16 protein-coding genes are annotated in these 17,693 nt (G+C 73.8%); 6 read left to right on the top strand and 10 right to left on the bottom strand.

All coding sequences use genetic code 11. The features are described from left to right. Position 1: 1 nt before the first annotated feature. The 3 genes from ACFV2S_RS01915 to ACFV2S_RS01925 form a co-directional block, all read right to left on the bottom strand. A complete protein-coding gene (locus ACFV2S_RS01915) occupies positions 2-1,594 on the bottom strand; it encodes an ABC transporter substrate-binding protein (protein ID WP_385553297.1) in 1,593 nt (530 codons plus the stop codon). Positions 1,595-1,901: 307 nt separating this feature from the next. Then, positions 1,902-1,973, bottom strand: coding sequence for a putative leader peptide (locus ACFV2S_RS01920; RefSeq protein ID WP_313896399.1), 72 nt, complete (start codon positions 1,971-1,973; stop codon positions 1,902-1,904). 76 nt (positions 1,974-2,049) lie between these two features. Then, entirely contained in the window at positions 2,050-3,282 is a 1,233-nt protein-coding gene (locus ACFV2S_RS01925) for an ROK family protein (RefSeq protein WP_385553299.1), read from the bottom strand. Between the two features lie 645 nt (positions 3,283-3,927). On the opposite strand from ACFV2S_RS01925, the gene ACFV2S_RS01930 reads away from it, so the two are divergent. Continuing rightward, positions 3,928-4,875: a TauD/TfdA dioxygenase family protein gene (locus tag ACFV2S_RS01930; RefSeq protein WP_385553301.1), complete on the top strand. Its 948-nt coding sequence runs from the start codon at positions 3,928-3,930 to the stop codon at positions 4,873-4,875. A 64-nt stretch (positions 4,876-4,939) separates the two neighbouring features. Here ACFV2S_RS01930 and ACFV2S_RS01935 read toward each other — a convergent pair whose 3' ends face one another. Next, positions 4,940-5,311, bottom strand: a complete 372-nt coding sequence (locus ACFV2S_RS01935; protein WP_385553584.1) for a cupin domain-containing protein — start codon at positions 5,309-5,311, stop codon at positions 4,940-4,942. A gap of 385 nt (positions 5,312-5,696) precedes the next feature. On the opposite strand from ACFV2S_RS01935, the gene ACFV2S_RS01940 reads away from it, so the two are divergent. The 3 genes from ACFV2S_RS01940 (at position 5,697) to ACFV2S_RS01950 (ending at position 8,103) form a co-directional block, all read left to right on the top strand. Beyond that, positions 5,697-6,059 (top strand): SPW repeat protein, encoded by a 363-nt coding sequence (locus tag ACFV2S_RS01940; RefSeq protein ID WP_385553303.1) that lies wholly within the window; start codon positions 5,697-5,699, stop codon positions 6,057-6,059. A 207-nt stretch (positions 6,060-6,266) separates the two neighbouring features. Beyond that, positions 6,267-6,620 carry a DUF805 domain-containing protein gene (locus ACFV2S_RS01945; protein WP_385553305.1) on the top strand — a complete coding sequence of 118 codons (354 nt, stop codon included), beginning with the start codon at positions 6,267-6,269 and terminating at the stop codon, positions 6,618-6,620. 193 nt (positions 6,621-6,813) lie between these two features. Continuing rightward, entirely contained in the window at positions 6,814-8,103 is a 1,290-nt protein-coding gene (locus tag ACFV2S_RS01950) for an ATP-binding protein (RefSeq protein ID WP_385553307.1), read from the top strand. On the opposite strand, the gene ACFV2S_RS01955 is transcribed toward ACFV2S_RS01950, so the two are convergent. The 5 genes from ACFV2S_RS01955 to ACFV2S_RS01975 form a co-directional block, all read right to left on the bottom strand. Beyond that, positions 8,081-9,013 carry a PfkB family carbohydrate kinase gene (locus ACFV2S_RS01955; RefSeq protein WP_385553309.1) on the bottom strand — a complete coding sequence of 311 codons (933 nt, stop codon included), beginning with the start codon at positions 9,011-9,013 and terminating at the stop codon, positions 8,081-8,083. The two genes, ACFV2S_RS01950 and ACFV2S_RS01955, sit on opposite strands and share 23 nt — an antisense overlap. A 44-nt stretch (positions 9,014-9,057) precedes the next feature. Beyond that, positions 9,058-9,579 (bottom strand): GNAT family N-acetyltransferase, encoded by a 522-nt coding sequence (locus ACFV2S_RS01960; RefSeq protein ID WP_385553310.1) that lies wholly within the window; start codon positions 9,577-9,579, stop codon positions 9,058-9,060. A 109-nt stretch (positions 9,580-9,688) separates the two neighbouring features. Beyond that, the gene (locus ACFV2S_RS01965; protein ID WP_385553312.1) at positions 9,689-10,102 is read right to left on the bottom strand and encodes an SgcJ/EcaC family oxidoreductase; all 414 of its coding nucleotides are present in this window, start codon (positions 10,100-10,102) and stop codon (positions 9,689-9,691) included. 37 nt (positions 10,103-10,139) lie between these two features. Further along, a complete protein-coding gene (locus ACFV2S_RS01970) occupies positions 10,140-11,357 on the bottom strand; it encodes a pyridoxal-phosphate dependent enzyme (RefSeq protein ID WP_385553314.1) in 1,218 nt (405 codons plus the stop codon). Positions 11,358-11,449: 92 nt separating this feature from the next. Beyond that, positions 11,450-12,712, bottom strand: a complete 1,263-nt coding sequence (locus ACFV2S_RS01975) for a hypothetical protein (RefSeq protein ID WP_385553316.1) — start codon at positions 12,710-12,712, stop codon at positions 11,450-11,452. Positions 12,713-13,080: 368 nt separating this feature from the next. On the opposite strand from ACFV2S_RS01975, the gene ACFV2S_RS01980 reads away from it, so the two are divergent. Then, positions 13,081-14,565 carry a PP2C family protein-serine/threonine phosphatase gene (locus tag ACFV2S_RS01980; protein ID WP_385553318.1) on the top strand — a complete coding sequence of 495 codons (1,485 nt, stop codon included), beginning with the start codon at positions 13,081-13,083 and terminating at the stop codon, positions 14,563-14,565. 127 nt (positions 14,566-14,692) lie between these two features. Here the strand turns inward: ACFV2S_RS01980 and ACFV2S_RS01985 are convergent, their stop codons facing one another. Continuing rightward, positions 14,693-16,183: a hypothetical protein gene (locus ACFV2S_RS01985; protein WP_385553320.1), complete on the bottom strand. Its 1,491-nt coding sequence runs from the start codon at positions 16,181-16,183 to the stop codon at positions 14,693-14,695. A 231-nt stretch (positions 16,184-16,414) separates the two neighbouring features. Here ACFV2S_RS01985 and ACFV2S_RS01990 point away from each other — a divergent pair, with 231 nt between their 5' ends. Further along, positions 16,415-17,542 (top strand): aminoglycoside phosphotransferase family protein, encoded by a 1,128-nt coding sequence (locus ACFV2S_RS01990; protein WP_383797896.1) that lies wholly within the window; start codon positions 16,415-16,417, stop codon positions 17,540-17,542. Positions 17,543-17,693 lie beyond the last annotated feature (151 nt).

A 17,693-nucleotide genomic window follows, 5' to 3' on the forward strand; every position in this document is an offset into this window, starting at 1 on the left:
CTCAGCCCGCCAGGTAGGCGTCGTCGAGGTTGAGGTAGGCGAACTTGTTGAGGGTGACGCCGTGCAGCCGCTCCGCGGCGACCTGGACGGAGCCGCGGATGACGAGGTCGATGATGAACGACTCGTCGAGGAGCGTGTCGGTGATCTGCTGCCGCAGGGCGTTGGCGCGGGCGCCGGTCCCGGGAGTGGTCCAGGCCTCGCGGACGACCTTGGTGTAGGCGGCCGAGCGGAACTTCGAGGTGTTCTTGGCCTCGTTGAAGGGGTAGGCGCTGACGGCCAGGGTGGAGGGCTGGACCTGTGCGAAGCCGTGGCTCATGGTCCACAGTCCGGGCATCTTCTGGGAGATGAGGTTCTTCTGGGCGGTGGCCGGGTCGGTGGGCTGGAGGGTGGTCCGGACGCCGACCTGCCGGAGGTCGTACTGGATCGCCTCGGCCACGGCGGTGTCGCCGGGCAGGTTGATGTGGAGGAGCGGCAGGTCGAGCCGGGAGTGGCCGGCGGACCTGAGGAGTTCGCGGGCCTTGCCGGGGTCGTACGTGTAGTGGGTGCGGCCGCTCTCGGTGAAGGCGGGCGAGGACTTGGGCCAGGGGGTGGCGGAGGCGAGTCCGTAGCCGCCGAGGACCTGCTTGAGGATGCGCTCGCGGTCGATGCCCCAGGCGAGGGCCTGGCGGACGGTCTTGTCGTCGAGCGGCGCGACGGTGGTGTTGACGCCCAGGTAGTAGGCGCCGCCTCCGGTGGTGTACTCGCTGATGGCGAGGTCGGGCTGGGCGGCGACGACCGCGAGGTTCCTGCCGGGGACGCTGTAGGACAGCTGGGACTGGCCGGTGCGGAGGGAGGAGAGCAGGGCGTCGGCCTGGGGCACCACGCGGAACTCGACGGCGTCCAGGTAGGGGCGGCCGGGCTGCCAGTACGTCTCGTTGTGGGTGAAGGAGAGGCCCGCTCCGGGGCTCCACCCGGTCAGCCGGAAGGGGCCGGTGCCGATGAGCCTCTTGCCGGTGACGGCGTCCTCGACGCTGTTCCGGTCGGTGAGGATCATGAACTCGAAGAGGTCGAACAGGTTGTTCACCGGGTGGGCGAGCCTGAGGACCAGCTCGTGGTCGCCGCGCTTGTCGAATCCGGTGACGGCGGCCGCCGTCGCTCTCAACTGGGCGGCACGCAGGGGGTTCTGAAGGTTCTTCACCGCGAAGATCACGTCGTCGGCGGTGAAGGGCCGGCCGTCGTGGTAGGTGACGCCGGTGCGGAGCCTGAGGGTGATGCTGCGGCCGTCCTTCGCGTACTCCCAGGAGGTGGCGAGCTCGGGCTGCGGCGTCAGGCGGTCGTCGTAGCGGGTCAGGGTGTTGTAGATCAGCCGGTGCTGGAGCGACTGGCCGCTCTGGGCGAAGAGCAGGCTCGGCGTGAAGTCCGAGTTGATGGCGACGGTGAGGGTGCCGCCGCGCCGGGGCTCCGCAGCCGCATTGCCGGCCGGTGCCTCGGTCGCGGAGACCGCCGAACGGCAGCCCGCGAGGCCGAGCCCGAGCAGCAGGGTGCCGCCGCCCGCGGCGCGCAGGGTGGTGCGCCGGGTGAGGGCGGTGGGCGTGGAGGGGGACAGCTCGGTCATCGATGCCTGCCTGGGGAAGAAGGTGTGAGGCCGCAGGGTGCACGGATTCGTTCCACTGCGGAAGGAAGAGGGCGCGGGGCGGGAGGAAGAGGGCACGGAGGGAGGCCCGTACCGCCCGCGGGAGGCGCGGAGGTGCGTGGAGCGGTACGGGGAGAGCTACGCGGGTACGCCGGAGGCACGCGGAGACGCGGCGGTCCGTCGCGGAGGAGGGTCCGTACGGACGACTCGGCGCGGGTACGGCGAGCGGCCCGCGTGCGGCGGTGCCGGGGCGGGACCGAGGAGGCCGGTGCGGCGACCGGCGCCGGAGTCAGGCGCGGACGGCACAGACCGCGCTGGCCTGTCGACAGAGGTCGACGTGCCTGCGGGAGATGAGGCGCATGTCCGGATTCACGGGAGCAATATGACAGCGGCTTCGCGGAGCGGTCAACCGGCGTTGACCGCATTCCGAGACAAGATCAGCCGGCGGACGGCGCGGTCAACAGCTCGGCTGCCGTCTCAAGAGGCCTTCTGAACAGGGAATTCAGGAGCACCGTACCGGCCGCGACGGGGAGTGTGGCCGGTCCGGCATGTGGACTGACGATGCGTTCGGGGTCGTCGCAGACATGCGAGAGGTCGATCGCGGCGCCGCGGATCTCCTCCAGATAGTCCGGTTCGAGGACGCTGGACTGCTCGGTCACGACGACGAGATCGGGGTTGAGGACGTCCAGGAGGAGCGCGACGGCGCGTCCGACCGCGCGGGCCCGTTCGCGCAGCAGCCGGTCGGCGCGGCGGTCCCCGGCCGCCGCCGCGTCCACCACGAGGGAGGTGTCGGGCTCGGGCACGATGCCCCGGCGCACGGCGGTGGCTCCGAGCGCCGTGTTCGAGGCGGTGGCCTCCAGGCAGCCGGAACGCCCGCACGGGCAGGGCACGGTGGAGTCGGGCACCGGAAGGTGGGCCACGTCCCCGGCCGCCGCGCCGGGCCCCTGGTGGACGACGCCCGCGAGGCCGACGGCCGCGTCGACGACGTTGCCGACGAAGAGGTGGACCAGGCTGCGGCGGGCGGCGGGCCGCCCGAAGAGGATCTCCGACTGGGCGATGGAGCGGGCGTGGTTGTCCAGGCGCACGACGCGCCCGCCGAGGCCTCGGGCGAGTTCGGCCGCGAGCGGACGGCGGCGCCAGCCCAGGGCGTCGTGCCGGACGACCACCCCCTCGGCGGGGTCCACCCAGCCGCCGACCGCGGCGCCCACGCCGAGCAGGGGGCGCCCCCGCGTGTGGGCGTCGAGGAAGTCGCGCAGGGCGCGGGCGACGACGCCGGGCAGGGCGTCGGGCGGGATGCCGTCGTGGGGGTGGGTGTGGCGCGCGAGCACCTGTCCGCGCAGGTCGACGAGCGCGAACGTCGAGCCGGGGACGCCCAGATGGACGCCGCCTGCGACGGGCCCTCCGGAGGCTCCCACGTGGAGGTCGACGGGAATCTGGGGCCGCCCCACTCCCCCGCCCCCGGCGAGTTCGGGCAGCTCGCGCAGGAGGCCGAGCCGGGTGAGGTCGGTGGCCTGGCGCGAGACGGCGGCGGGACTGAGCCCGGAGAGCCGGGCGACGGCGCCGCGGGCGACCGGGCCGTGGTCGAGGACGGTCCTGAGCACGGTGGCGGCGTTGGCCTCGCGCCGTCCGTCGCCCGCCCTGCGGGAAGCGTGCGGGGTGGTGGTCGTCATGGGTGCCTCTCTGATCACGGGTACGGCGGCGGTCGCCGGTGCGGTGCGGTCACCGGTGCGGTCCTGCCGCCGGCGCGGCGTGGCCACTGTTGCGGCGGTGTGAAATCCCCGGGCCGTGGGCGGCGGGCCCGCCGGACCCGCCGCCGAGGTCGGCCCGGACCGGCGGGCGACGGAGTGTCGCCGCTGGTCAACGGCGGTTCCGCGAGGTGCGACGGATCGGCCCGGCAAGGCCGGGCAGGCGCCGATTCAACCATCACGGGCGGCGGTTCGGGGCGGGGACGGTCGCTTGACGCGCGGCGGCGGCCGCTGCGAGTCTCCGGGACATGTTCGCGATCTCCTCCTGTCCCGCCGTCCGCGGCGCCTGACCCCTCGCGACTCCGGCGCGTGGCCGGTCCGCCGGACCCGCCGCCTCCCGTGTACGCCACCTCCTCGCGTACACCCATCCCTGTACGTCACCTCTCCCGTACACCCCTTCTCCCGCACGTCCTTCCCGCGCCGTCCCGCCGTCCCGTGCGCCGGGCCGGCGCGGGGCTCGCCCGGCGCCGGGCTCCGGCTCGAACCGCCGCGCGGGCTCCTCGTCACCGCATTGCTTCCGCTCCGAGATTAATTGCTCCGGGCCTCCCCGGACCTCCGAAAGGATCCGTCATGTCGACCGCGACCACCCCCGTCACCGTCCAGAAGGTCGGCGGCCGTCTCGGCGCCGTCATCTCCGGCGTCCGCCTCGGCGGCGACCTCCCCGCCGAGACCGTCGCCGAGATCCGGGCCGCGCTCCTGGCGCACAAGGTCGTCTTCTTCCGGGACCAGGACCACCTGGACGAGGAGGCCCACGAGGCCTTCGGCCGGCTCCTCGGGACGCCCGTGGCCCACCCCACCGTGCCCTCGGCCGACGGCCGTTACTCGTTCCCGATCGACTCCGACTACGGCGGCCGGGCCAACCAGTGGCACAGCGACGTGACCTTCGTTCCGGCCTACCCCGCGTTCTCCGTCCTGCGCGCGGTCGTCATCCCGCCCTACGGCGGCAACACCCTGTGGGCCAACACGGCGACGGCGTACGAGAACCTGCCTGAGCCGCTGCGCGCGCTCGCCGACGGCCTGCGGGCGGTCCACTCCAACGACTACGACTACGCGGCCCTGCGCCCCGGGGCGCTGCCGGAGCAGCTGCTGCGCTTCCGGGAGGTCTTCGCCTCGACGAAGTTCCTCACCGAGCACCCGGTCGTACGGGTCCACCCGGAGACCGGCGAGCGGACCCTCCTCCTGGGCAACTTCGTCCAGCGGATCAGCGGCCTGACGGGCACCGACTCCCGCGCCCTGCTGAACCTCTTCCAGGGCCACATCGAGCGCCCGGAGAACACCGTGCGCTGGCAGTGGCAGGTCGGCGACGTCGCCATCTGGGACAACCGGGCCACCCAGCACTACGGCGTCGACGACTCCGACGACCACGAGCGCAAGCTGCGCCGGGTGACCATCGACGGTGACGTCCCGGTGGGTGTGGACGGCCGCTCCTCAGTGCTGCTGGCGCCCGAGTCGGTGCCGGACCCGGCGTTCGGCATCGCGTCCGGCGACTCGACGGCGCCGGAGCCCGCGGCGGTGTGACCCCTGTCCGCCCCGGGCGCCGTGCCGCTCCCGCGCCCGGGGCGGTGGGCCGTGGTCGGGTGAGTCAGGACGACTGCGGCAGGGCGTAGTTCCCGAAGCCCGTCCAGTCGAGGGCCACGCAGGCCTCGTCGCCGACCACCCAGGCGTCGTGGCCCGGCTTGACCTCCATGTAGTCGCCCTCGCCGAACTCGGCCGTCTCCCCGTCGTCCATGACGACCTTCATACGGCCGCTGATCACGTACCCGACGTGCGAGGCCTGACAGCTGTCGGTGCCCGCGAGGGGCTTGACGTGCTGGGACCACTTCCAGCCCGGCTCGAAGACGGCGCGGCCCACCGAGCCGCCGTCACCGATGAGCAGGTCGAGCCTGCCCTTGTCGCCCTCGAAGGGGCGCGTCTCGTCAGCCGAGTCGAAGCTCTTTCGTACGATGCCGGCCATCATGCACTCCCGGCGGTGGAATAGGCCCGTTTCCCCGAGTCCTCTTCCAGGCTACGCCGGGGCATCACCGGCCACGCGCCACGGGGAGCCCCGCATATCGATACGAGGCACGGTCCACCTTTGCATCGAATTTTCGCCGAAGAGAAATCGCCCTTTGGTGGATCCCTGCACAGGAACGGTCTCGATTCTGTGCGCATCACGTACCGGGCAGACCTACACATAAAGGCCAGATAAGCGCACAATGAAGCAGCGGCGTGACTGCCGCACTGCGGCCTGACATGCATGACGCCAGAAGGAGGCGAGTCACATGGCCGACGTCTCTCATCGCCACGGTGATATCGCGGGACACCCGGACGCACCGGAAATGCGGGACCGATATGCCCGCATGCTCCAGACCCGAGGGGTCGCGGCCGTCGAGGAGCTCGTGATCCTCGCCGGTGTGTGGGCCGCGATCTCGGCGTGGACGGTCCACTTCGCGGCCGCCCGGCCGGAGCTCGCCCTCACCAACCTGATCGTCGGCATCTCCCTCGCCCTGCTGGGCCTGTGCATGTCGATGGTCCCCGAGAGGTCGCAGGACCTGAACTTCGTCGTCCTGCTCCTGGGCGCGTGGCTGATCGTGGCGCCGTGGGTGGTCACCCGGAACCCCGACACGGGAATGATCCTCAGCAACGTGATCACCGGTGCGTGTGTCTGCCTGTTCTCCCTCACGGCCGGCGGACTGCTCATGACCAAGCGGCGGACGACGTGACGCTCTGATCCCCCGGACCGTCGTCGGTCCTCTCCTTGAACGGCGGCACCTCCCCCACCGGAGGTGTCGCCGTTCACGCGCACCTCTGGTCAACGGCAATCTCCCGGTAACGAATTGACCGATGTGGTTTCAGCCACCCGGGTTCTGCGCAGACCTTGCTCCACAGAGAGAGCTTCCGCTCCCACACCCATTCCCCGGGGGGCCCAGGTGAACTGGTACGTCGACGTTCTCAAGAAGTACGCGGTGTTCGACGGCAGAGCGCGCCGCAAGGAATTCTGGATGTTCGTCCTGTTCAACGCGATCATCCTGACCGTCCTGACCCTGGTGGACGAGGTGATCGGCTTCAGGCTGCTGTCGTCCCTCTACGGGCTCGCCGTCCTCCTGCCGTACGTGGGCGTGCTGATCCGCCGCCTGCACGACACCGGACGTTCGGGCTGGTGGGCTCTGCTCGCCCTCATCCCGGTGGCCGGGGTGATCGTCCTGATCGTCTTCTGCGCCGGCGAGGGCGAGCAGCAGCAGAACGCGCACGGCCCGAACCCGAAGGCCGCCCCGGCCTACTGACGGCGCTCTCCCTCCGCGCCGAAGCCCGAGCCCCCGGACCTCCCGTTCCGGGGGTCTCGCGCGTACGGGCGCCTCTGCATAGAGCCGCCGCGGAGCGTTTGACCGCACCGCCTTGTGCGCGATGGCGCACGACCGGCTCCCACCGCCCCGCCTAGCCTCGCCGCAACGGCACGAACGAGGGGCGGAACCACCGGTGAACTGGCACATCCACGACTACCGCGAGAGCGATCTCGCCGCCGTCGTCCATCTGATCGACACCACCGCCGAGCTCGGGCAGGAGTCCGTCTTCTCGCTCGCCGAGTGCATCGGCGCCCTCACCACCCGCCAGCCGGCCGTGGTCGCCGTGCACCAGGGCGTCCCCATCGGGGCGGCGCTCGCGTGCGTCTCCGGCGAGCGGGCCTGGGTCATGCGGATCGCGATCTCCTCGGCGTGGCGGGGCCGCGGCCTCGCCAGCGCCCTGCTCGTGGAGCTGGAGCGACGGCTCGTCGCGGCCCGCGTCGGACGCATCGCCTACGTCCTGCCGGAGGAGGAGCTCCTCGGCGAGGGACTGCTGAACGCCGGGTACACCCGCCAGCCGGCCGTCGCGTACTTCGAGAAGGTGGAACCGCTGCACGGCCCCGCCGCCGGGCTCCTCGACGACCTGGGCGGCCGGCTGCTCCCCGGCGACCTGTGGGCGAAGGTCGCGGGCATGGAGCGGGAGAAGGACCTGATCGAGCGCCGGGTGGTGCTGCCCCTGGCCGAGCCGGAGCGGGCCACCCGGCACGGGGTGCGGCCGCCGCGCGCGGTGTGTCTGTTCGGCCCGCCCGGCACCGGCAAGACCACGTTCGCTCGGGGCATCGCCTCACGTCTCGGCTGGCCCTTCGTGGAGATCCTGCCCTCGCGGCTCGCCGACGAGGGCAACCTCGCCGCCGCCCTGCGGTCCGCGTTCGCCCGGATCGCCGAGCTGGAGCGGGTGCTGGTCTTCATCGACGAGGTCGAGGAGATCGCCCCGGTCCGCTCCGAGCCCGCCCAGCCCGGCGGCATGCACGGCGTGACGAACGAGCTCCTCAAGCTCATCCCGGGCTTCCGGGAGCGGGACGAACGGCTGCTCGTCTGCGCCACCAACTCGATCCGCTCCCTCGACCCGGCGTTCCTCCGCCCCGGCCGCTTCGACTACCTGATCCCCATCGGTACGCCGGACAAGGCGGCGCGGGCGGCGATCTGGGCCCGCTACACCGACGGGCGCACGGACGTCGACATCGACGAACTGGTGCTCGCGAGCGAGCTGTTCACCCCCGCCGACATCGAGCACGCGGCCCGGATCGCCGCTCAGTCCTCCTTCGAGCGGGACCTGCTCGCCGTCGGGGGGCGCGGCGGCGACGCCCCGGCGCCCGGCGCGAGCACGGCGGACTACCTGGAGGCCATCGCCGAGTGCCGGCCGACGGTCACGCCGGAGATGATCGACCAGTTCGCGTCGGACATCACGACACACGCCCGTACCTGAGGGCGAACCGCTCCCCGGCCGCGTCCAGTTCGGCCCGGTCGGGCGGCTGGGCGCCGGCCCGGGAGACGGTGACGGCCGCCGCCGCGCCGGCCCGCGCCAGCAGCCTCGCGAGGTCCTCGGCGCCGAGCGCGAGGAGGGCCTCCCGCCCCCGCCCGGCGAGGGCGTCGAGAACGGCGGACATGAAGGAGTCGCCCGCGCCGACCGTGTCGACGACGGAAACCTTCGGGGCCCCGGCGACGACCGTGCCCCGCCCGGTGAGGGCGAGCGAGCCGGCCGCGCCCCGGGTGACCAGGACGACGGCCGGGCCGAGCGCCAGCCAGCGGGCGGCGACCGCCTCCGGCTCCTCGCCGGGGTACAGCCAGGCCAGGTCCTCGTCGCTCGCCTTCACCAGGTCGCTCAGTGCGACGCAGCGCTCGACGCGGGCGACGGCCTCGCCGCGCTCCCCCATCAGCGCGGGCCGCACATTGGGGTCGTAGCTGACCGTGGCGCCGCCGCGGAGCCGCTCGACCTCGGCGACGACGGCGGCCGCGCCGGGGGCGGTGACGGCCGCGATGGAGCCGATGTGCACGTGACCGGGCCGCTCCTGCCCCGGGAGCCCGTCGGTCTCCAGCGTCCAGGCGATGTCGAAGGTGTACGCGGCGTGCCCGTGCGCGTCGAGCCCGACGACCGCCGACGGGGTGCGGACGGGTGCGCCGCCGATCTCGACCCGTACGCCCGCGCCCTTCAGGTGGTCGGCGATCAGCCGCCCGGTGGGGTCGTCGGCGAGCTGGGTGAGCAGGGTGACGTCCCGCCCCAGTCGGCCGAGGCCGAGGGCGACGTTGGCGGGGCTGCCGCCCGGGTGGATCCGCTCGGCGCCGTCGGCGCCGCGCACGATGTCGGCGACGCACTCGCCGATCACCAGGAAGGACATGGGGCAGAGCTCCTCGGCAGGGGGGTCCGGGATGCGGCGGGCCGTCATCGGGACCGGCGGTAGAGGACCTGGCGGGCGTCCCACTCGACGAAGGACTCGGCGTGCTCCAGGCCGACGGCCTCCAGGAGCCGGCGGGACCTGTGGTTCGCCTCCTGGGTGACCGCCACGACGCTCGGCGTGGTCTCCAGGGCCCGCGCCACGGCCGCGGCGACCGCCTCGCGCGCGTAGCCGTGCCCCCAGTGCTCGGGCAGGAACTGGTACGAGACCTCCGTCTCTCCGCCCCGGCCGCCCGCCTCCACCGTGACGAGTCCGAGCAGGACACCGTCCTCGGCCCGGACCACCGCGTGGAAACCGGGTGCCCCGACGATCCTCCGCTGCCGGATCCGGACGACCGAGTCGATCACGGGGCCGCCCAGGTGGCGGCGCACCTCCGGATCGGTCCACAGCCTCGTCACGGCGGGCAGGTCGGCGCTCCGGACGGCCCGCAGCACCAGCCGCTCGGTGACGAGCGGACCGGCGGGGGGCGCGGGCTCCGGGAGGGGAGCGGGGTGCGGCGAGACGGTCACGCCTCCGATCATCTCAGGCCGGAGGCGGAAGCGGGGCCGGGGACGGTGAGGGTGCGCACCGTCCCCGCCGCGCTCCGGCTCCGGACCTGACCCTGCCCGAAGCGGCGGATCAGCCGGCGACGACCCCCGTGTTCTGGCAGGCGGTCAGCAGCCAGCGGCCGTCGTCCTGCTTCGACACCACGTACAGCGGGGCGCCCTCGCTCTCCTCCCCCGGGGAGAGGTACCGCTGACGGACCTTGACCGCCGCGACGTCGGGGCGGATGAAGAGCACGTGCGCCACCTCGTAGGTGACCTTGCCGTCCCAGCTCGCCGCGGGGAGGACCGCACGGGTGAACTCGGCGATCGCGTCGCGGCCGATGAGGACCTTGCCGTGGGCCGTCGTCCAGATCGCGTCCGGGTGGAAGAGGCCCAGGAACTCCTCCGGGTCCTTGTTCTGCTGGGAGTGCTCGACGGTGGCGACGAGCCGGCGGATCGCTTCGGTGTCCGCCGCGTGGTTCGTGGATTCGGTGGTCATGTGGATCATCGTCACACCTCAAGCGCGGTCGAGGTCAAGTGGAGTGTCAGGCACCGGAGTCGGGCCGGTCTCCGGCCGCCGCCAGGGCGTCCCTGATCGACTCCCAGTCCTGCGGCGTCGGCGCGGGTGACTCCCGCGCCGTGGCGACGTCCTTGTAGCCGCTGGAGGTGACCACGCACACCACCGGCCCCTCGGTCCCGCGCGACCCGTGGGCGCGGAAGCCGGCGAGCCCGGCCGCGGCGGAGGTCTCGCACCAGATCCCCTGGGCCGCCAACTCGGCTTTCGCCGCAGCCATCTGAGGATCCGTCACGGTACGGACCGCTCCGCCGGTCGTGCGGACCGCGAGGACGCCGCGGTAGCTGTTGACCTCGCAGTCGATGGCGTAGGCGGCCGTCGGCCCGACGGGGACGCGGGCGACGGGCCGGCCGGTGCGCAGGGCCTCGGTCAGCGCACCGGCGGCCGCGGGCTCCGCCGCGTACACGCGGGGCACCGATCCGGTGACGCCGAGCCGCGCCAGCTCCTGGAAGCCCTTGGCCACGCCGAAGAGCAACTCGCCGTAGCCCGTGGGCAGATGCACCTCCGCGGGTGCGCGCCCCAGGTCGAGCGCGATCTCGTACGCGATCGTCTTGTAGCCCTCCGGGCCGAAGGGGTGCCCGGTGTGCGCGCCGTCCGTGACGCTGCTGACGCTCTGGAAGCCGAGCTCGTCCACGATGCGGCGCATCAGCGGACGCACCGAGGCGAGCGGGACGGTGAGGACGGTCGCCCCGTAGGCGCGGAGGTGGGAGGCGACGGCGGGCGGCGCGTCCGGGGAGGTGAAGACGGCGCACGGCAGTCCGGCACGGGCCGCGTAGGCGGCGGCCGCGGCTCCGTGGTTGCCGGACGAGGAGACCACGACACCGCGCGCGCCCGAGGCGACGGCGGCACTGACGGCGACCCGGTTGAGCCGGTCCTTGTGGCTCCACGTCGGGTTGCGGGACTCGTCCTTGATCCAGACGCCGTCGGGGAGCCCCACCAGGGGCGTGTTGCCCTCGCCGAGACCGGGCGCGGCCAGCGGCGGGAGCAGCGGGGCCCAGCGTTCCAGACCGTGGGCGGCCGGGCGTGCGAACAGGTCGGCGGGGACCCGGTCGTAGGCGTAGTCGATGTCCAGGGGGTACGCCACGTCCTCGGTGGACGTGACGGGGCAGCCTCCGGTGAGCGGCGGCCACAGCGGGTGGCGCACGGACGGATCGGCCAGTGAGCGCTGGGCGGTGGCGAGCGAGGTCATGGGGCGGGTCCCTTCCCGGAAAGGGGGCTCGGAGCGGGTGGTCCGCGGCGGGCCGGCGGGCGGGGGGCAGTCCCTCCCGCCGGTCCGGCCGCTCAGGTCATGCGGCGGGTGAGCGCGGCGAGGGCGCCGGGGCGGCGGCCGGGGACCCGTCGCCGGAGGTCGACGAGGGTCGGGCCGAGCGCGCGGGCGCGGGCGGGATCCTCGATGTGCTCCCACTGGTGGTGGGCGCGGTCGACGGCTCCTTCGACGTCGGGATCGTCCGCGCGCTGGAGCATGCCGAGCCGGGCCTCGGCGGCGGCGAGCCAGAGTTCGCAGCTGCGGGCCGGTTCTCCGGCGAGGCGGGCGAGGTCGGCGCGCACCTCCGTCCAGTGCACGGCCTCCACCGACCGGGGCCCGTGGCGGCGCAGGGCGTCGTGCTCCCAGGCCGCCGCCACCGCCGCCGCCTCCCCGTGCCGCCCGGCCATGGCGGCGGCGAGGATCGCGGGGTGGGGGTCCACGGGCGCCGCGGCACCGGCCGCAGCGGCGGGAGCGGGGGCCGGAGGGGTCGCGGGTGCGTAGGCCGGGGGGATCGCCGGCACGGGTGCGGGCCGGGGCACACGGGCGGCCGCCGGGGCGGACCCCGCGACGGGGACGCGGGAGGGCCGGGGCGTGGACGGGGTACGGGTCGGGGGCGCGGGCGCGGCGGCACCCGCCCGCGCCGGCGGAGGTGCGGGGGTGGGCGTGAGGAACACCGGTTCCGGTACGGGTGCCACCGCCACCGCGCGCGCGGCGGCCTCCGCGTGCGCCGCCTCGGGGCTCAACCGGACTCCGGAACGCCAGAGTTCGGCCCGGGCACGCAGATATTCGGGGGTCGCGGGCTCGCCCCTGCGCGGGGCGGGCACCACGCGCGCGTGGAGCAGGGGACCGGGTCCCAGGTGCAGCAGCCCCGGGGCGGCGGCGAGGCACTGCCAGACCTCCGGGTCGGCCGCGAGGTCCGCGACGACGGTCGTGGTGCCGGGTGGCCGCACGCCGAGTTCGCCGGCGAGCCAGTGCCAGGGCAGCGCCGTGTAGCGGAGCGTCGCCGGGGTGGTGCGGGCGAGCGCGAGATGCGGCAGCCGCTGGCGGCGGTCGAGGTGGAGCTGGCCCGCCAGGCAGACGACCAGGGGGCCCGGGCTCGCGGCCGCCGCGCGCAGCCGGGTGAGGACGGTCTGCGGGTCCAGCGGATCGGCGAGCTCGACGACCGTGGCGGCGGCGGTGCCGGTGAGGATCCCGGGCGGGACGGCGGCGAGCGCAGGCAGGACGGAGGCGGCGTCCATCGCGCGGCCCCGTCCGGCGGGGGCGGCCGCGAGCAGCACCGCCGTACCCACCGCGCTCACGGACACCTCACCCACGGCTTCGGCGCCCGCACCCGTGACGTCGCCGCCCGCGCCGGCTCCCGGCGCTCCCGGCGCTCGATCCTCCGGTACCACCGCACCCACCCCCGTACGCATGCCCGACTCCCCCGCGACCGGGCCGCCCGTGGGCCTCACACCCGCGCCCACCGTGCCGTTTCCGTCGTCGTTCACCACCCGAGCACCGTAACGCGTCGCGCACTGTCCGATAATCGCCGGGCCTTTGACATATGCCAGAAGCACCACCGGATCGAGTGTTGCCAAATCCCTTACGGGCTTCGGCGGGCTGTGCCACAGTCGTCTCCGGGCCACCTTCCACACCTGGCCGCGCCGCGCCTGTATCGGAGTACGACATGCCGTCCCATCTGTTCGCGGACCGCCCCGCCCAACCCCCGGAGCCGGGCGCGGTGGACGCGCTGATCACGCAGACCCGTCGGCTGCGCGGCGAGGTGGACGCCGTCCGCAGGGACGCCGCGGCGGACGAGGACGATCCCCGACAGCGCTGGCAGCGCGCCCTGTGCGACCTCGCGGTGCACCAACTCGACGATCTGGGTGCCCAGTTGGGACAGCTCCGGGCAGGCGTCCCGGCGACCGCGATCCCTCAGGAGGAGTCCGGGGCCGAGGCGGGCGAGGCCGTCGTCGACACCTCGCTGCCGACCGCCCCCGGCACGGCGTACGGCGTGGCCGCCCCGCCCCGCACGGGTTCGCTGCTCTCCCGCGTCGGCAGTGCCGAGTGGAACCTGCTCACCGACGAGGTCAGCTGGTCCGAGGAGCTGTTCCAGATCTTCGGACGGCCCCGCGAGAGCGGCCCGATGTCCCTCGACGAGATGCCCACGATGGTCTTCGCCGAGGACCAGCCCGTCCTGCAGTCGATGGTGACGGACTCCCTCATCGACGGGAAGCCGATCGACGGCGAGTTCAGGATCGTGCGGACGGACGGCAGCGTGCGCACGGTGCACATGACCGGCGAACCCGTCCTCGACTCCGACGGCTGCACGGCCTCGATGTGGGCCGTCCTCCGGGACGTCAGCGAACTGCGGCGCAGCGAGCGGGCCGTCCGCGAGAGCCGGGACAGTCTGGAGCGCAGCCGCCACATCGAGCTCACCGAGCGCCGGGTCGCCGTCGAGCTGCAGGAGGCGGTCCTCCCGCCGTGGCGCGGCTCGCTCCGCTTCGCCCACGGCGGCCCCGCCCCGCTCGACGTGGCCGCGCACTACCTCCCGGCCGCCAGCACCGGGCTGATCGGCGGCGACTGGTACGACGCCCTCGCGCTGCCCGACGGCGACGCGCTGCTGACCGTCGGCGACCTGACCGGCCACGGGGTCGCCGCGACCTCCTCCATGGCCATGCTCCTCGGGGCCCTGCGCGGCATGGCCGTCGCCGGCATCCGGCCCGCCGCGCTGATGGGCCACCTCAACCAGCTCCTGGAGACCTCGGTGCAGCCCGCGCTCGGCAGCGCGATGTGCTGCAGGTACGACCCGGTGGCCCAGACCCTGGTGTGGGCCCAGGCCGGCCACCCCGCCCCGCTGCTCTTCCGCGACGGGACGGGGCACGCGCTCCGGCGGCCCGAGGGAGTGCTGCTCGGGGCGACGACCGGCGCCGCCTACGGCGAGGCCGAGACCCGGCTGCTCCCGGGTGACCTGCTGGTCCTGCACACCGACGGGCTGACCCGTGGCGGTGGCACGGACGACGACACGGGCGCACGACGGCTCCTCGCCCTCGGCCCCCGGCTCGCCCGGGCGCGGGACGCGCAGGACGGCGTGCGCGCGGTGCTGGAGGAGTTCGGCGAGGAGGCACGCGAGGACGACGCCTGCGTGATGGTGGTGCGGGTCTCCCGCTGACACCGGCCGACGGCACGTGACACGGGCGCCGCACACCGGGATCGCCTGCCGGGACCACCGCGGGTTCCCCGCTGAGGATTCCGCCACGACCTGACCCGAGCCTCCCCGTCCCACCGGACGGGGAGGCTCAGGCCTGTCCGGTCCTGGGGCGGTTGACGGGAGACCTGGGGAGGGCGAGTTCGATCTCCTCGCGCAGGTTCTCGATCCTCGAGTAGCCCGCGTACTGTCCGGTGAGCCGGTACATCTCCCGCAGCCGGTCCCAGGTCCGGTGGGACGACGTGTCCCCCATGGACATCAGGGCGAGCCGGGCGTACCGGTCGGCCTGCTCCGGGTCGTCGGCGATGAAGCACGCCGAGGCGAGGGAGATGTGGTCGAACAGCTTCGAGCGGTCGTGGCCGCCCCGCCGCAGTTCCAGGGCCAGTTTGGCGTGGCGCTGCGCCGGGATCGCCGCCGTCGGGTCGTGCTCGGCGAGGGTGCGGTACGCGAGGGCCTGCATGCCGTGCATGTCGGCCTCGTCGAAGTTCTGCATCCAGCTCGGCTTCTCGTCCTGCCGGTCGGACACGAACAGTTCCTCGGCCTCGCCGAGCGTGCGCCGCATGGCCTGTCCCCGGCCCATCGAGGCCTGCGCCCAGGCCTCGATGGTGTGGAACATGGCCTGGGTGCGCGGCAGCACCCGCTCCCCCGAGCCCGCCTTGGCGAGCTTCATGAGGTCGAGCGCGTCGTCGGGACGGCCCAGGTGGACCATCTGACGGGCGGCCCGGGACAGCGCCTCGCCGGCCCGGGGCCGGTCGCCGCCCTCGCGCGCCGCGTGGGCGGCGATGACGAAGTACTTCTGCGCCGTCGGTTCGAGACCGACGTCGTGGGACATCCAGCCCGCCAGGACCGCCAGGTTGGCGGCGACGCCCCACAGACGGCGCTGGAGGTGGTCGGCGTGGCGGTAGGCGAGCATGCCGCCCACCTCGTTGAGCTGGCCCACGACCGCCTTGCGCTGGAGTCCGCCGCCCCGGGAGGCGTCCCAGGCACGGAACACCTCCACTGAGTGCTCCAGGGCCTCGATCTCCTCCGACCCGATGGGGGCGGCCTCGTAGCGGTCGTACCCGGCGGGGTCGGCGTGGAGGGGATCGGTCGCCCGCGGGGCGGCGCCCTTGCGTGCGGGGTCGGTCTGCAGCCAGTCGTGCATGGCGTTGCTGAGTACGGAGCCGGCGGCAAGCGCGGCACCCGCGCCCACCAGGCCGCGTCGGTTGAGCATGAGGTCCATTCCCGTGAATTCGGTGAGGACCGCCGCCGTACGATCGGGTGCCCAGGGCAGTTCGTCAGGGTTCTCCGTCTTCCTGACGTCCTGCTTCTTTCCGGCGCGCCCGTGTCGTACGAACCCGAGGTCCTCGATGGTCACGACACGGCCGAGTCGCTCGGTGAACAGTGCTGCCAGCACCCGGGGGACGGGATCGCGCGGGGTCTCGCCCCGGTCGATCCACCTCCGCACCCGCGAGGTGTCGGTCGCCAGCTGGGGGTGGCCCATGGCCGCCGCCTGCCGGTTGACCAGTCTCGCGAGTTCGCCCTTGGACCAGCCGGCCAGGCCGAACAGGTCTGCCAGGCGGGTGTTGGTTTGCTCGGTCACGTCTAAGCCCCCAGGTTCTCGGCTGAGTTGACAGTAGCCCGCTGTCATAGGCCTGGCGACAATTCGCCAGGCTTCGCCAGGGTGCGCGAGATGTTCCGCCACCCGTGCCCGGGTGTCAGGTAGGAACGCGCCACCCCGCCCCGCCGACCGGCCCTCATTCCCCAGGGTGCGGACCGGGGGCGGGCGGGGCGACGCACGCAACTCGTCGGCACACGAAGGGATCTGTCCTCCATGTACACAGCATCGTCCTCCGTGTCCGCCCCGCCCCGGCCGCAGCACCGGATCATCCCCGCCGGCGCCGGTCCGTACCTCGCCCCCGCCCCGCAGGCCGTCAGGCCGAGGCGCTGGGCGGGCGGCACCGGTACCCAGCCCGTCAGCGGGAGAATCGATCTGTCCGGCCCCCAGGGGGCGCAGCTGAAGATGGCGATCGCGTCGGTCCACCGGATCTGCCCGGAGTTCAACCCCGTGCAGGTGCTGCGGCGCAGCGGCCGTTCCGTACTGATCGTCGGGACGACCGGGCGGACCACGGCGGTCGCGAAGTGTTTACTGGACCACTCGCCCGCGTGGGTGGAGCGGTTCCGGCACGAGATAGCGTCCTACCGCTCCTTCGTCCGTCACCGTCCGCCGGTGCGCGCGCCGCGGCTGATCGCCGCGGACCCGGAGAACTGCACGCTGGTGATCGAGCGGATGCCCGGGCGGGCGGCGGCGCTGTCGCGCCACCCCGTCGAGGCTCCGCCCCGGGCCGACGTGCGGGCCGCGCTCGGCGCGATCGCCCGGCTCAACGCCTGGCGGCCGCCGGCCGGGACCTTCGACGCCCCGCTGGACTACGGCGCCCGGATCGCGCGTTACCACGAACTCGGCCTCTTCACGGACCGGGACCGGGACGACCTGCAGAAGCTGCTGCACGGTCTGGCGCAGGCGGGCGGCCGCCAGGGCATGGGCCAGTTCTGTCACGGTGACGCCCTGCTCTCCAACATCCTGCTGTCCCCCGCGGGGCCGGTCCTCGTCGACTGGGAGCACGCGGGCTGGTACCTGCCGGGCTACGACCTGGCGACGCTGTGGGCGGTGCTCGGTGACGCGCCGCTGGCCCGGCGCCAGATCAGTCAGCTCGCCCAGCAGGCCGGACCGGCCTCCCGGGACGCCTTCCTGGTGAACCTGATGATCGTGCTGACGCGGGAGATCCGTACCTACGAGACGGCGGTGCAGCGCACCATGAAGGAGGCTCCGCCGGCCGGTTCCGTGCCGGTGCCCTCGGGGGCGCTCGCGCCCGGCGAGGAACAGCGGCTGCTGCTGAGGCGGCTGCACGACGACTGCGCCATGGCACGGCGGGCCGTGCGCGCGGCGGTCGGGACGCGCTGAAGGGGCGGGTCCTGCCGACCACACGGGGGCGGTGGGGCGGGGGGCCGGGGGCGGCCCCCCACGACCGGGGCGCCCCGGCTTGGCGTGGCGACCGCCACCCCCGCGGGCCCCCCCCCAACGGGGCCGACCAGGTAACCGACCCGCACCCGGG

The sequence above is a fragment of the Streptomyces sp. NPDC059695 genome, assembly GCF_042733785.1.
Taxonomy (GTDB): Bacteria; Actinomycetota; Actinomycetes; order Streptomycetales; family Streptomycetaceae; genus Streptomyces.

Excerpts from the sequence above, each read along its gene's own strand:
- ACFV2S_RS01915 (WP_385553297.1), bottom strand. The coding sequence starts at position 1,594 with ATGACCGAGCTGTCCCCCTCCACGCCCACCGCCCTCACCCGGCGCACC.
- ACFV2S_RS01925 (WP_385553299.1), bottom strand. The coding sequence starts at position 3,282 with ATGACGACCACCACCCCGCACGCTTCCCGCAGGGCGGGCGACGGACGG.
- ACFV2S_RS01930 (WP_385553301.1), top strand. The coding sequence starts at position 3,928 with ATGTCGACCGCGACCACCCCCGTCACCGTCCAGAAGGTCGGCGGCCGT.
- ACFV2S_RS01935 (WP_385553584.1), bottom strand. The coding sequence starts at position 5,311 with ATGGCCGGCATCGTACGAAAGAGCTTCGACTCGGCTGACGAGACGCGC.
- ACFV2S_RS01940 (WP_385553303.1), top strand. The coding sequence starts at position 5,697 with ATGCTCCAGACCCGAGGGGTCGCGGCCGTCGAGGAGCTCGTGATCCTC.
- ACFV2S_RS01955 (WP_385553309.1), bottom strand. The coding sequence starts at position 9,013 with ATGTCCTTCCTGGTGATCGGCGAGTGCGTCGCCGACATCGTGCGCGGC.
- ACFV2S_RS01965 (WP_385553312.1), bottom strand. The coding sequence starts at position 10,102 with ATGATCCACATGACCACCGAATCCACGAACCACGCGGCGGACACCGAA.
- ACFV2S_RS01970 (WP_385553314.1), bottom strand. The coding sequence starts at position 11,357 with ATGACCTCGCTCGCCACCGCCCAGCGCTCACTGGCCGATCCGTCCGTG.
- ACFV2S_RS01980 (WP_385553318.1), top strand. The coding sequence starts at position 13,081 with ATGCCGTCCCATCTGTTCGCGGACCGCCCCGCCCAACCCCCGGAGCCG.
- ACFV2S_RS01990 (WP_383797896.1), top strand. The coding sequence starts at position 16,415 with ATGTACACAGCATCGTCCTCCGTGTCCGCCCCGCCCCGGCCGCAGCAC.